Origin of the sequence: Serratia fonticola, from assembly GCF_001006005.1 — a bacterium.
Classification (GTDB): Bacteria; Pseudomonadota; Gammaproteobacteria; order Enterobacterales; family Enterobacteriaceae; genus Chania; species Chania fonticola.
Map to the genome: position 1 here is coordinate 2,635,879 of NZ_CP011254.1, position 13,874 is coordinate 2,649,752.

11 protein-coding genes are annotated in these 13,874 nt (G+C 54.7%); 10 read left to right on the top strand and 1 reads right to left on the bottom strand.

The genetic code is table 11. The annotated features are described in order from the left end of the window. The first annotated feature begins 84 nt into the window (after nt 1–84). From dnaK to nhaR, 4 genes are all read left to right on the top strand, one after another. Nucleotides 85–2,001 carry a molecular chaperone DnaK gene (gene dnaK, locus WN53_RS11760; RefSeq protein WP_024483579.1) on the top strand — a complete coding sequence of 639 codons (1,917 nt, stop codon included), beginning with the start codon at nt 85–87 and terminating at the stop codon, nt 1,999–2,001. A gap of 105 nt (nt 2,002–2,106) precedes the next feature. Continuing rightward, nucleotides 2,107–3,237, top strand: a complete 1,131-nt coding sequence (dnaJ, locus tag WN53_RS11765) for a molecular chaperone DnaJ (RefSeq protein WP_024483578.1) — start codon at nt 2,107–2,109, stop codon at nt 3,235–3,237. A gap of 223 nt (nt 3,238–3,460) precedes the next feature. Then, nucleotides 3,461–4,627: a Na+/H+ antiporter NhaA gene (nhaA, locus tag WN53_RS11770; protein WP_024483577.1), complete on the top strand. Its 1,167-nt coding sequence runs from the start codon at nt 3,461–3,463 to the stop codon at nt 4,625–4,627. A 179-nt stretch (nt 4,628–4,806) separates the two neighbouring features. After that, nucleotides 4,807–5,706: a transcriptional activator NhaR gene (gene nhaR / locus WN53_RS11775; RefSeq protein WP_021179255.1), complete on the top strand. Its 900-nt coding sequence runs from the start codon at nt 4,807–4,809 to the stop codon at nt 5,704–5,706. A gap of 66 nt (nt 5,707–5,772) precedes the next feature. On the opposite strand, the gene rpsT is transcribed toward nhaR, so the two are convergent. Continuing rightward, entirely contained in the window at nt 5,773–6,036 is a 264-nt protein-coding gene (rpsT, locus tag WN53_RS11780; RefSeq protein ID WP_024483576.1) for a 30S ribosomal protein S20, read from the bottom strand. A 435-nt stretch (nt 6,037–6,471) separates the two neighbouring features. Between rpsT and ribF the strand changes: the two genes are divergently transcribed. The 6 genes from ribF (at nt 6,472) to dapB (ending at nt 13,548) form a co-directional block, all read left to right on the top strand. Beyond that, complete coding sequence (ribF, locus tag WN53_RS11785; protein ID WP_024483575.1) at nt 6,472–7,410, top strand: bifunctional riboflavin kinase/FAD synthetase; 939 nt, start codon at nt 6,472–6,474, stop codon at nt 7,408–7,410. Nucleotides 7,411–7,440: 30 nt separating this feature from the next. Then, nucleotides 7,441–10,257, top strand: coding sequence for an isoleucine--tRNA ligase (gene ileS, locus WN53_RS11790; RefSeq protein ID WP_024483574.1), 2,817 nt, complete (start codon nt 7,441–7,443; stop codon nt 10,255–10,257). Nucleotides 10,258–10,270: 13 nt separating this feature from the next. After that, nucleotides 10,271–10,777, top strand: a complete 507-nt coding sequence (gene lspA, locus WN53_RS11795; protein ID WP_024483573.1) for a signal peptidase II — start codon at nt 10,271–10,273, stop codon at nt 10,775–10,777. Nucleotide 10,778: 1 nt separating this feature from the next. Then, a complete protein-coding gene (fkpB, locus tag WN53_RS11800; protein WP_024483572.1) occupies nt 10,779–11,249 on the top strand; it encodes an FKBP-type peptidyl-prolyl cis-trans isomerase in 471 nt (156 codons plus the stop codon). Then, nucleotides 11,230–12,183 (top strand): 4-hydroxy-3-methylbut-2-enyl diphosphate reductase, encoded by a 954-nt coding sequence (gene ispH / locus WN53_RS11805; RefSeq protein ID WP_024483571.1) that lies wholly within the window; start codon nt 11,230–11,232, stop codon nt 12,181–12,183. The genes fkpB and ispH overlap by 20 nt, the downstream gene beginning before the upstream one ends. 543 nt (nt 12,184–12,726) lie before the next feature. Continuing rightward, nucleotides 12,727–13,548 carry a 4-hydroxy-tetrahydrodipicolinate reductase gene (gene dapB, locus WN53_RS11810; protein ID WP_024483570.1) on the top strand — a complete coding sequence of 274 codons (822 nt, stop codon included), beginning with the start codon at nt 12,727–12,729 and terminating at the stop codon, nt 13,546–13,548. Nucleotides 13,549–13,874: the final 326 nt, after the last annotated feature.

Sequence of the window (13,874 nt, forward strand, 5' to 3'; positions counted from 1 at the left end):
ATGCCGGGCAGTTGAAAAGCAAAAAAACGCCCGCATATAGTTAGCAACCTGACCGATTATGAATTTATTAGTGGAGATGTTTAGATGGGCAAAATTATTGGTATCGACCTGGGTACAACCAACTCTTGTGTAGCAATTATGGATGGTGGCAAGGCGCGCGTGCTGGAGAATGCCGAAGGCGATCGCACCACTCCTTCAATCATCGCATATACCCAGGATGGTGAAATTCTGGTTGGCCAGCCTGCTAAGCGTCAGGCTGTTACCAACCCACAAAACACCCTGTTTGCGATCAAGCGCCTGATTGGCCGTCGCTTCCAGGATGAAGAAGCACAGCGTGACAAGGCTATCATGCCTTACAACATCGTCGCTGCCGATAACGGTGACGCCTGGCTGGAAGTGAAGGGCCAGAGAATGGCACCTCCGCAGATCTCTGCGGAAGTCCTGAAGAAAATGAAGAAAACGGCGGAAGATTACCTGGGTGAGCCGGTAACTGAAGCGGTTATCACCGTTCCTGCCTACTTCAACGATGCTCAGCGTCAGGCGACCAAAGATGCTGGCCGTATCGCAGGTCTGGAAGTGAAACGTATCATCAACGAACCGACTGCTGCGGCCCTGGCTTATGGCCTGGACAAAGAAGTGGGCAACCGTACCATCGCGGTTTATGACCTGGGTGGCGGTACTTTCGATATCTCAATCATTGAGATCGACGACGTTGACGGTGAAAAAACCTTCGAAGTTCTGGCAACCAACGGTGATACCCACCTGGGTGGTGAAGACTTCGACAGCCGCCTGATCAACTATCTGGTGGAAGAGTTCAAGAAAGAGCAGGGCATGGATCTGCGCAACGATCCGTTGGCGATGCAGCGTCTGAAAGAAGCCGCTGAAAAAGCCAAGATCGAGCTGTCCTCCGCTCAGCAGACCGACGTCAACCTGCCGTACATCACTGCAGATGGCAGCGGTCCAAAACACATGAACATCAAAGTGACCCGTGCAAAACTCGAGTCGCTGGTAGAAGATCTGGTTGCTCGCTCTATCGAGCCGCTGAAAGTGGCACTGAAAGATGCAGGCCTGTCGGTTTCTGACATTCAGGACGTGATCCTGGTCGGTGGCCAGACCCGTATGCCTATGGTTCAGAAGAAAGTTGCTGACTTCTTCGGTAAAGAACCACGTAAAGACGTTAACCCGGACGAAGCGGTTGCCGTTGGTGCTGCGGTTCAGGGCGGTGTGTTGGCCGGTGATGTGAAAGACGTATTGCTGCTGGACGTTACCCCACTGTCACTGGGTATCGAAACCATGGGCAGCGTAATGACGCCGCTGATCACCAAAAATACCACTATCCCGACCAAGCACAGCCAGGTGTTCTCTACTGCCGAAGACAACCAGGCAGCGGTGACCATCCATGTGCTGCAGGGTGAGCGTAAACGTGCCAATGACAACAAGTCACTGGGCCAGTTCAACCTGGACGGCATCCAGCCGGCACCACGCGGTATGGCACAGATCGAAGTGACCTTCGATATCGATGCCGACGGTATTCTGCACGTGTCTGCGAAAGACAAGAACACCGGCCGTGAGCAGAAGATCACCATCAAGGCGTCTTCTGGTCTGAACGAAGAAGAAATCCAGAAAATGGTACGCGATGCCGAAGTGAACGCTGAAGCTGACCGTAAGTTCGAAGAACTGGTGCAAACTCGTAACCAGGCGGATCACCTGATCCACGGTACTCGTAAGCAGTTGGAAGAAGCGGGCGAACAATTGCCAGCTGAAGACAAAACCGCTATCGAGAGCGCGCTGAAAGATCTGGAAGCGGCGGTGAAAGGCGAAGATAAAGCCGAAATCGAAGCGAAAACCCAGGCTCTGGTGCAGGTTTCCGGCAAGCTGATGGAAATGGCCCAGGCTCAAGCGCAGCAGGCACAGGGTGCTGATGCCGGTGCAGACAACGCGGCGCAGAAAGACGACGACGTGGTTGACGCCGAGTTTGAAGAAGTTAAAGACAAAAAATAATCGCCCTTAAGCGGGCACGGTGCGGCCACAGGCCGTAACCGGAAACCAGCACGGGCGTCGAGGCAACTCTACGCCCGTGCACGCATGTTAAGGGTAAGAGAAATAATGGCGAAGAGAGATTATTACGAGGTGCTCGGCGTTGCCAAGACGGCAGACGAGCGCGAAATCAAAAAGGCGTATAAGCGCCTGGCGATGAAGTATCACCCTGATCGTAATCAGGAAAAAGACGCCGAAAGCCAGTTTAAAGAGGTCAAGGAAGCCTACGAGATCCTGACCGACGATCAAAAACGTGCTGCCTACGATCAATACGGCCATGCGGCCTTTGAGCAAGGTGGTATGGGCGGTGGTGGTGGCTTTGGTGGCGGCGGTGCCGACTTCAGCGATATCTTTGGCGACGTGTTTGGCGATATCTTTGGCGGCGGACGCCGTCAACGTGCCAGCCGTGGATCCGATTTGCGTTACAACATGGATCTGACGCTCGAAGAAGCCGTGCGTGGCGTGACCAAAGAGATCCGTATTCCAACGCTAGAAGAGTGTGATGTCTGCCATGGCAACGGTGCCAAGCCGGGCAGTTCGCCGGCAACCTGTCCGACCTGTCATGGTCAGGGCCAGGTGCAGATGCGCCAAGGGTTCTTCACCGTGCAGCAGGCTTGTCCGCACTGCCACGGGCGTGGTCAGATCATCAAGGATCCGTGCAATAAATGTCACGGCCACGGTCGCGTAGAGAAATCCAAAACCCTGTCGGTGAAAATCCCGGCGGGCGTAGATACTGGCGACCGCATCCGCCTGTCGGGTGAAGGTGAAGCCGGTGAACACGGTGCGCCAGCAGGGGATCTGTACGTTCAGGTTCAGGTGAGTGCTCACCCGATCTTCGAGCGTGAAGGCAATAACCTCTACTGTGAAGTGCCGATCAACTTTGCTATGGCTGCCTTGGGTGGCGAGATTGAAGTGCCAACGCTGGATGGCCGCGTCAAGCTGAAAGTCCCGGCGGAAACTCAGACCGGTAAACTGTTCCGTATGCGTGGCAAAGGGGTTAAATCGGTACGGGGTGGCAGCCAGGGTGACCTGCTGTGCCGCGTGGTGGTAGAAACGCCGGTGAGTCTGAACGACAAGCAGAAGCAGCTGCTTAAAGAGCTGGAAGAGAGCCTGGGTGGTCCTTCTGGGGATAAAAACAGCCCGCGTTCGAAAAGCTTCTTCGACGGCGTGAAAAAGTTTTTTGACGACCTGACTCGTTAATCAACGTTCCCCGAGCATCACCCTCAAAACCCCGGTTTAAGCAAACCGGGGTTTTTCTTTGCAGCAAAACGCATGGTCTATATCCCTATTAAAACTGTGATATAAGACCTTTATAAATCGGTTTTTTCGAGTTGTTTTGCATTTATAAACTGCTTTTTTCGATGTTACTCCTCGCCTATACTCTGCGAATTATCTGGAAACCTATTACTTGGGGTGACGTACTGTGACTACTATTATTCGTCAATTTTTGCGTCAAGAAGCCGCCGGCGGCATTATTCTGATCGCTGCCGCCGTGGTGGCATTGATCATGGCCAATACCCCCGTACAGGGGCTGTATCAGGCCTTCCTTAATTTACCGGTGGCGGTCAGCATCGCCTCGCTGGAAATTGCCAAACCGCTGCTGCTGTGGATTAACGACGGTTTAATGGCCATCTTCTTCCTGGTGGTCGGGCTGGAAGTCAAACGTGAGCTGCTGCAAGGCTCGTTGGCCGGGCGCGACAAAGCCATCTTCCCTGCGATTGCGGCACTGGGCGGCATGCTGGCTCCGGCGCTGATCTATCTGCTGTTCAACGGTGCCGATGAAGTGACCCGCCAGGGCTGGGCGATCCCGGCGGCAACGGATATTGCCTTTGCCTTGGGCGTGATGGCCTTACTGGGCAACCGGGTGCCGACCAGCCTGAAAGTGTTCCTGCTGGCCTTGGCGATTATCGATGACCTTGGGGTTATCATCATTATCGCGTTGTTCTATACCCATCAGGTCTCGATGGTGGCGTTGGGCGTTGCGGCTGCCGCGATTGCGGTATTGGCGCTAATGAACTGGCGGGGAGTGGGTAAAACCTCGTTGTATATGATGGTCGGATTGGTGCTGTGGGTAGCGATCCTCAAGTCAGGCGTTCACGCTACGCTAGCGGGGGTGATTGTCGGCTTTATGATCCCGCTGAACGCCAAGAGTGAGCCTTCGCCCTCTGAAACCCTGGAGCATGAGCTGCACCCTTGGGTCGCCTTCCTGATCCTGCCGCTGTTCGCCTTTGCCAACGCGGGTGTATCGTTGCAAGGGGTGTCCTTGAGCGGGTTGACTTCACTGCTGCCGCTGGGGATTGCTGCCGGGCTGTTTATCGGCAAGCCGCTGGGGATTTTCGTCTTCTGCTGGCTGGCGGTGAAGCTGGGGATTGCCCGTTTGCCGCAGGATATCGGCTTTAAACAGGTGTTTGCTGTGGCCGTGCTCTGTGGTATTGGTTTCACCATGTCGATTTTTATTGCCTCATTGGCCTTCGCCGATGCGGATGTGGCTCTCAGTACCTATGCCAAATTAGGCATATTATTGGGATCGACCAGCGCTGCGGTAGTGGGTTACGGCCTGTTGCGTTTGAGTTTGCCTCGCAGCCGATGACCTTTGTGTTTACCCCTCGTTGCTGAAGGGCTATTACAATAGTAGCGGCAGCGTGGCTTCGTCAGCTACGCTGCACTTGGGATTAAAGATAACTTTGCGTTGTCCGAAATTAACGATAGGGAGTTTGTCGCTCATCACGGCAGACCGTTTGCCGATGAGAAACCTAAGGAGAGAACGTTTTGAGAATGTCTCATATCAACTTTAACCATCTGTATTACTTCTGGCAGGTCTGCAAGGAGGGGTCGGTCGTGGGAGCGGCAGAAGCCCTGTTCCTCACGCCGCAGACCATCACCGGCCAAATCAAGGCACTGGAAGAACGGCTCAACGGTAAGCTGTTCAAACGCCAGGGGCGCGGGCTGGTACCCTCCGAGCTAGGCCAACTGGTGTTCCGCTATGCCGACAAGATGTTTATGCTCAGCCAGGAAATGCTGGATATCGTCAACTACCGCAAGGAGTCCAACCTGCTGTTTGACGTGGGCGTCGCGGATGCGCTATCCAAACGTCTGGTCAGCCAGGTACTGGAAACGGCGGTGGTGGTGGACAACGAGCAAATCCACCTGCGCTGTTTTGAATCAACCCATGAGATGCTGTTGGAGCAACTGAGCCAGCATAAGCTGGATATGATCCTGTCGGATTGTCCGGTCGACTCCAGCCAGCAGGAAGGCTTGTTTTCGCTGAAGCTGGGCGAGTGTGGGGTCAGTTTCTTCTGTCGTCAGCCGATACCCGATTTACCGTTTCCGGCCTGTCTGGAACAGCGCCGCTTGCTGATCCCGGGAAGGCGTTCAATGCTGGGGCGCAAGCTGCTCAACTGGTTCAACACGCAAGGTATCAAGGTCGAAATACTGGGGGAGTTTGACGATGCGGCCCTGATGAAGGCTTTCGGCCTGTACCACAATGCGATCTTCGTGGCGCCAACGCTGTATGCACTGGATACCTATAGCGATGATGACGTGGTGGAGATAGGGCGTGTCGATAGCGTGCAGGAAGAGTATTACATCATTTTTGCCGAGCGAATGATCCAGCACCCGGCGGTACAGCGGGTATGCAACAAGGACTTCTCGGCGCTGTTCGCGCTGTAGGCTTGAACGTCAGGCGTAAAAAAACCGGCCGAGGCCGGTTTTTTTAACAAGCACACAACGTAATGCTTATTGCATTGCGTTGATACGCGCCGTCAGGTTTGACTTATGACGCGCTGCTTTGTTTTTGTGGATCAGGCCTTTAGCAGCCTGGCGATCCACAAGTGGTTGCATTACGAGGAATGCGTTTTGTGCTGCGTCTTTGTCGCCAGCTGCGATAGCTGCGTCAACCTTCTTAATGAAGGTACGCACCATTGAGCGACGGCTAGCGTTATGCTTGCGACGTTTCTCAGACTGTATGGCGCGTTTCTTAGCTGATTTGATATTAGCCAAGGTCCAACTCCCAAATATATATATTGAGGACAATTCAAAGGCCGAGGAATATGCCCTTTTAGCCTTCGTTTGTCAATGGATTTGTGCAAATAAGCGCCGTTTGTACGGGCGGCACTTGCTACGTTGTGATGGCGCAGGATTTTACCAGCTTCAGCCATGGGAATACAGTGTTTCACGAGAAAAATCGCCATGTGATTTGCATCACAGTCTGCAAGCTGTTGGTCCTGGTGGGTTATCCCCCGTCTTTCAAGCGTCGGCCAGAAGCCAAGCTCGCTATCAGCGCGCTAATATAGCACGCATTGGGCCAGATAAACGGTGGTTAAGGCGATTATCCTCCGGTATGGTATGACTATTACATCAAAGGAACCAATCGCGGGTTAACCTTGACCGCTGTACAAGGTATAATCCGCCGATTTCCACTGTGTTGGGCCAGCTATGCAGCTAATTCGCGGCATCCATAATATCCGGGCACGCCACCGTGGCTGTGTGCTCACCATCGGCAACTTTGACGGCGTCCATCGCGGTCACAAGGCGCTGTTGGGGCAGTTGAAGCAGGAAGGGCGACGCCTGGGGTTACCCGTCATCGTCATGATCTTTGAGCCACAACCGCTGGAACTGTTTGCCGCGGATAAGGCTCCGGCCCGCCTCACGCGTTTGCGTGACAAAGCCAAATACCTGGCGCAGGCCGGGGTTGATTACCTGTTGTGCGTCAAGTTTGATCCCCGTTTTGCCGCCCATACCGCTCAGGCATTCGTTGCCGAGCTGCTGGTCGAAAAGCTGGGGGTAAAATTCCTGATGGTGGGGGATGATTTCCGCTTTGGTGCTGGTCGCCAGGGGGACTTCCCGCTGTTAGAGCTTGCCGGGCAAGAATTCGGCTTTGAGGTGGTCAGCACACCAAGCTTCCGTGAAGGCGACCTGCGCATCAGCAGCACCGCCATCCGCAATGCGCTGCGTGATGATGATTTGCCACTGGCAGAAACCCTGCTGGGGCATCCTTACAGTATTTCCGGGCGCGTAGTGCATGGCGATGAACTGGGGCGAACCATTGGTTTCCCAACCGCCAACCTGCCGCTCAAACGCCTGGTTGCCCCGGTGAAAGGGGTGTATGCCGTTGATGTGTATGGCCTGGGCCCCGAGCCTTTGCCGGGCGTGGCCAATATCGGCACGCGCCCTACGGTGGCAGGCGTACGTCAGCAGTTGGAAGTGCATCTGCTGGACGTAACCATGGATCTTTACGGGCGCCACCTGGATGTGGTGCTGCGCGCAAAATTGCGCAATGAACAGCGTTTTGCTTCGCTCGATGCGCTAAAGCAGCAAATCGCCAATGATGTGGTGACGGCCCGGACGTTCTTCGGGCTACAGACACCGGCTTAATCTACGAACCGAAACGAGATCGAGAATCTAATGAGTGACTACAAGAATACCCTGAACTTGCCGGAAACAGGGTTCCCGATGCGTGGCGATCTCGCCAAGCGTGAACCTGGCATGCTCGCACGTTGGTATGAACAGGATCTGTACGGGATCATTCGTGCCGCCAAAAAGGGCAAGAAATCCTTCATTCTGCATGACGGCCCTCCGTATGCGAATGGCAGCATTCACATTGGTCACTCGGTAAACAAGATCCTCAAAGACATTATTATCAAGTCAAAAGGGATGGCTGGCTTTGATTCGCCTTATGTTCCAGGCTGGGACTGTCACGGTCTGCCTATCGAACTGAAGGTTGAGCAACTGTATGGCAAACCGGGTGAGAAACTGACGCCGGCAGAGTTCCGCCAGAAATGCCGTGAATATGCTGCCGAGCAGGTTGAAGGCCAGAAGAAAGACTTTATCCGTCTGGGGGTTCTGGGTGACTGGGATCATCCGTACCTGACCATGAATTTTAAAACCGAAGCCAACATCATCCGTGCGTTGGGCAAGATCATCAGCAATGGTCATCTGCTCAAAGGCGCCAAGCCGGTGCACTGGTGTACGGACTGCGGTTCTTCCCTGGCGGAAGCGGAAGTTGAATATTACGACAAAACCTCGCCATCCATCGACGTCGCGTTCCACGCGGTTGATGCGGCGGCGGTGGCCAGCAAGTTTGGCGTAACCAACGTGAATGGTCCGGTGTCACTGGTGATCTGGACGACCACACCGTGGACGCTGCCTGCCAACCGTGCGATCTCGCTGAACGCAGAATTCGCCTATCAGTTAGTGCAGATCGACGGCCAGTGCGTGATCCTGGCAGCCGATCTGGTGGAAAGCGTGATGAAGCGCGCAGGCATCACTTCCTGGGCAGTGCTGGGCGACTGTAAGGGCAGCGATCTGGAACTGATGCGCTTTACCCATCCGTTTATGGGCTTTGACGTGCCGGCGATCCTGGGCGATCACGTTACGCTGGATGCCGGTACCGGTGCCGTACATACCGCACCTGGCCACGGCCCGGATGACTTCGTGATCGGCCAGAAATACGGCCTGGAAGTCGCCAACCCGGTTGGCCCGAACGGCTGCTACCTGACCGGCACCTATCCAACGCTGGACGGTAAATTCGTGTTCAAGGCCAACGATCTGATCGTTGAGCTGCTGCGTGAGAAAGGCGCTTTGTTGCACGTGGAAAAACTGCAACACAGCTATCCGTGCTGCTGGCGCCACAAAACGCCGATCATCTTCCGTGCCACGCCGCAATGGTTTATCAGCATGGATCAAAAGGGCCTGCGCAAGCAGTCGCTGGAAGAGATCAAGGGCGTACAGTGGATCCCGGATTGGGGCCAGGCGCGTATTGAAACCATGGTGGCTAACCGCCCAGACTGGTGTATCTCACGTCAGCGTACCTGGGGTGTTCCAATGTCCCTGTTCGTGCACAAAGACACTGAGCAGCTTCACCCACGCAGCGTAGAGCTGATGGAAGAAGTGGCCAAGCGTGTTGAGCAGGACGGGATCCAGGCCTGGTGGGATCTGGACGCTGCCGATATCCTCGGTGCCGAAGCGGCCGATTATGTGAAAGTGCCAGATACGCTGGACGTTTGGTTCGACTCAGGTTCAACCCATTCTTCCGTGGTTGACGTGCGTCCAGAATTCAACGGCCACTCTGCCGATATGTATCTGGAAGGTTCCGACCAACATCGTGGCTGGTTCATGTCATCACTGATGATTTCGACCGCCATGAAGGGCAAAGCGCCTTACAAAGAAGTGCTGACCCACGGCTTTACCGTCGATGGTCAGGGCCGCAAAATGTCCAAGTCAATCGGCAACACCGTCAGCCCGCAGGACGTTATGAACAAGCTGGGTGGCGACATTCTGCGTCTGTGGGTCGCGTCTACCGACTACACCGGCGAGATTGCGGTTTCCGACGAAATCCTCAAGCGTGCTGCCGATTCTTATCGCCGCATCCGTAATACCGCGCGTTTCCTGCTGGCCAACCTGAACGGGTTTGATCCGAGCACTGACTGCGTGGCCCCGGAAGAGATGGTGGTGCTGGATCGCTGGGCCGTAGGTCGTGCAATGGCCGCGCAACAGGATATCGAGCAGGCCTATGCCAACTACGATTTCCACGAAGTGGTGCAGCGTCTGATGCAGTTCTGCTCGGTAGAAATGGGTTCCTTCTATCTGGACATCATTAAAGACCGTCAGTACACCGCGAAAAGCGACAGCGTTGCCCGCCGCAGCTGCCAGACCGCTCTGTTCCACATTGCAGAAGCGCTGGTACGTTGGATGGCACCGATCATGTCGTTTACCGCCGATGAAATCTGGGCCTTCCTGCCAGGTGAGCGCACGCAGTACGTGTTTACCGAAGAGTGGTATGACGGTCTGTTCGGTCTGGCGGCAGGCGAAGGCATGAACGATGCGTTCTGGGCCGATCTGCTGAAAGTGCGTGGCGAAGTGAACAAGGTGCTGGAGCAGGCGCGTGCAGACAAGCACATTGGCGGTTCGTTGGAGGCGGCGGTTACGCTGTACGCCGATAGCGATCTGGCAGCGCGTCTGAACAGCCTGCAAGACGAGCTGCGCTTTGTGTTGCTGACCTCATCGGCCAGCGTAGCACCGTTTGCGGATGCTCCGGCAGATGCGCAGCAAAGCGAACTGTTGAAAGGGCTGAAAATTGCGTTCAGCAAAGCGGATGGTGAGAAGTGCCCGCGCTGCTGGCATTACACCACCGATGTCGGCCAGGTGGCGGAGCACGCAGAACTTTGCGGCCGCTGTGTGACCAACGTAGCCGGTGACGGCGAAAAACGTAACTTTGCTTGAGAACACGCGCCTGATGAGTAGACCGATAAGTTCGACCGGCTTGCGCTGGTTATGGTTGGTAGTGGTGGTGCTGGCGCTGGATTTTTTCAGCAAACAGTGGATCCTGAGTAACTTCGTGCTGGGCCAGACCCAGCCGTTGTTCCCGTCAATCAACCTGTACTACGCGCGTAACTACGGCGCGGCGTTCAGTTTCCTGGCGGATCACGGTGGCTGGCAGCGCTGGTTCTTTGCCGGTATTGCGATCGCCATCGTGGTGGTGCTGCTGGTGATGATGTATCGCAGCAGTGCCCAGCAGAAGCTGAACAATATCGCCTATGCCTTTATTATCGGCGGTGCGCTCGGCAACCTGTTTGATCGTCTGTGGCATGGCTTTGTGGTCGATTTCATCGACTTTTATATCGGCAACTGGCATTACCCGACCTTCAATCTGGCGGACAGCTTTATCTGCGTCGGTGCCGCCATGATCGTGCTGGAAGGGTTCTTGCCAGCGAAGAAAAGCGTCAACAGCGAAGGTAAGTGATATGACGGCTCAGGTTAACGGCAACAGCGCAGTGCTGGTGCATTTTACGCTGAAACTGGCAGATGGAACGACGGCGGAATCCACCCAGGGCAACGGCAAACCAGCGCTGTTCCGCCTGGGCGATGGCAGCCTGTCTGCTCCGCTGGAACAGCAGCTGATCGGTCTGCGGGCTGGGGACAAGTGTGCGTTTACCCTGCAACCGGAAGCTGCGTTCGGTGCGGAGAACCCGGATCTCATCCAGTTCTTCTCACGCCGCGACTTCAACGAAACAGGCGTGCCGGATGTCGGCACCATCATGTTGTTTACCGCCATCGACGGCAGTGAAATGCCTGGTGTGGTGCGTGAAGTGGCGGAAGATTCGATCACCGTTGATTTCAATCATCCGTTGGCGGGGCATCCGGTGACCTTCGATATCGAAGTGCTGGAGATCGACCCGCAGCAGGAGGAAGCGCATGCAAATATTGCTGGCTAATCCACGTGGCTTCTGCGCCGGGGTTGATCGTGCGATCAGCATCGTAGAACGTGCGCTGGAGATTTATGGCGCGCCGATTTACGTCCGTCACGAAGTGGTACATAACCGCTACGTGGTCGAAAGCCTGCGTGAGCGCGGTGCGGTATTTATCGAAGAGATCGCGGAAGTGCCGGATGGCTCGATCCTGATCTTCTCTGCCCACGGTGTTTCACAGGCAGTTCGTGCCGAGGCCAAGGCCCGGGATCTGACCATGCTGTTTGATGCTACCTGTCCGTTGGTGACCAAGGTGCATATGGAAGTGGCCCGTGCCAGCCGTAAGGGCACCGAAGCGATCCTGATTGGCCACGCCGGGCATCCGGAAGTGGAAGGCACCATGGGCCAGTACAGTAACCCTCAAGGGGGCATGTACCTGGTTGAGTCGCCGGAAGATGTCTGGCAATTGCAGGTAAAGAACGAGCATAACCTGTGCTTTATGACCCAGACTACCTTATCGGTGGACGATACTTCCGACGTGATCGATGCGTTGCGTAAGCGCTTCCCGGATATTATCGGGCCGCGCAAGGACGATATCTGCTATGCCACCACCAACCGTCAGGAAGCGGTGCGCAGCTTGGCAGGTGATGCCGATGTGGTGCTGGTGGTGGGGTCGAAGAACTCCTCCAACTCCAACCGCCTGGCCGAGCTTGCCCAGCGTGTGGGGAAACCGGCCTATCTGATCGACTCGGCGGCGGACATTCAGGAATCCTGGTTGAAAGATGCGAGCAACATTGGCGTCACCGCTGGAGCCTCTGCGCCGGACGTGCTGGTTCAGGACGTCATCAGCCGCTTGAAAGCTTTGGGCGGCAAGGACGTGCAGGAGCTTAGCGGCCGTGAAGAGAACATCGTGTTTGAAGTGCCGAAAGAACTGCGCATGGATATCAAGCAGATCGACTGATGGTTTTTCTTACCCCAGGCTTGAGTGTTGCTACGTAGGGACGCTGCATGCTGCGTCCGTTAAGAGTCTGCAACATTACCACTTTGTCATCTATTTGAACGGGGAGCTTTCATGCTCCCCGTTTTGCATTTTAACTAGCTGTAATTACTGGTGTAACAGGTAGGAGCCATACAGAACGCCGACACGCCGTAAACCCATCCCTGGGGGCTCGAATCGCGCATCCATGCGCTCAACGGTCGGCTAACCTGTATGACTCCCCTCTGCTTTGGGCTTTATGTGTCGCGATAATAACAGCCGCTATTTAACTTGCAGAAACCCCCTTTACGCCATTCATCGTAATGCATAAATAGTGCATGATTATGTAAAACCAGACAGTTGCCGCTAATCGGGTAATTGTTAATCAATTGACAGCGTTACTGATAACATACCGGGCATATCATAATTTTCTAATCCGCAAAAAAATCCTCTGGCAGTGGTAAGGTGAGAAAGTTACCCTGAACCTATAGCCGAGGATCGGCTTTTGACCATAAAAGAGAGCGAAGTATGACTGATTCACAAATCCGCATCGCGATTGCGGGTTCCGGTGGCCGCATGGGGCGCCAATTGATCCAGGCCGTGCAACAGGCACAGGGTGTGGTATTGGGGGCAGCGTTGGAGCGCCCGGGTTCTAGCCTGGTTGGCACCGATGCCGGCGAACTGGCTGGCGTTGGTGCATTGGGCGTCACCGTCAGCGATAACCTGGAAAAGGTTGTCAGCGATTTCGATATCCTGATCGACTTCACCCGCCCGGAAGGCACCCTGGCCCATCTGGCGTTTTGCGTGGCCCACGGCAAAGCCATGGTGATCGGCACCACCGGTTTTGATGATGCAGGTAAAGCGGCGATCCAGGACGCGGCACAGCAGATTGGCATCGTGTTTGCCGCCAACTTCAGCGTGGGCGTCAACGTGGTGCTCAAGCTGCTGGAAAAAGCGGCCAAGGTCATGGGCGATTATACCGATATTGAAATTGTGGAAGCTCACCACCGCCACAAGGTAGATGCCCCTTCAGGAACGGCGTTAGCCATGGGCGAGGCGATTGCCGGTGCCTTGGGACGTGATTTGAAAGAGTGCGCGGTTTACGAGCGCGTGGGTTATACCGGCGAGCGCGATCCAAAGAGCATCGGCTTTGCCACCATTCGTGCCGGGGATATTGTGGGTGAACATACCGCCATGTTTGCCGATATTGGCGAGCGGGTAGAGATCACCCATAAAGCCTCAAGCCGGATGACGTTTGCCAATGGCGCGGTGCGTGCCGCATCCTGGATCTCAAACCAGCATAACGGGCTGTTTGATATGCGTGACGTGCTCGGTTTAGACCAGTTATAATTTTAATGAACACCATCGTGATGTGGTTGTGTTGATCATAATGATATGATAATCGGACAATAATTTTATTGTCCTTTTTTTTAACATCAAAAATGAAGCTTACGATTAGTTTTAATTGTGTAGCTATTATTTTTATATGTTATCCAGTCTATTTCCTGTTTTTACTGCCATCTTTATTGCTCCTCGCATCGATTTTAGCTGTTTTAAGCCATTTTTTCTGTCACTGTGTCTCGCAACCGTTTACTCGGTCAAGTTTGCTGGTGTTTTTGTGCCTGTGACCCCCTTTAAACCCTGAGGGCAGCAAAAATAATGGAAAAAATGGCGCT

Bases quoted from the DNA above. Each gene is read 5' to 3' on its own strand.
- ileS (WP_024483574.1), top strand. From the start codon at position 7,441: ATGAGTGACTACAAGAATACCCTGAACTTGCCGGAAACAGGGTTCCCG.
- dnaJ (WP_024483578.1), top strand. From the start codon at position 2,107: ATGGCGAAGAGAGATTATTACGAGGTGCTCGGCGTTGCCAAGACGGCA.
- ribF (WP_024483575.1), top strand. From the start codon at position 6,472: ATGCAGCTAATTCGCGGCATCCATAATATCCGGGCACGCCACCGTGGC.
- fkpB (WP_024483572.1), top strand. From the start codon at position 10,779: ATGACGGCTCAGGTTAACGGCAACAGCGCAGTGCTGGTGCATTTTACG.
- lspA (WP_024483573.1), top strand. From the start codon at position 10,271: ATGAGTAGACCGATAAGTTCGACCGGCTTGCGCTGGTTATGGTTGGTA.
- dapB (WP_024483570.1), top strand. From the start codon at position 12,727: ATGACTGATTCACAAATCCGCATCGCGATTGCGGGTTCCGGTGGCCGC.
- ispH (WP_024483571.1), top strand. From the start codon at position 11,230: ATGCAAATATTGCTGGCTAATCCACGTGGCTTCTGCGCCGGGGTTGAT.
- dnaK (WP_024483579.1), top strand. From the start codon at position 85: ATGGGCAAAATTATTGGTATCGACCTGGGTACAACCAACTCTTGTGTA.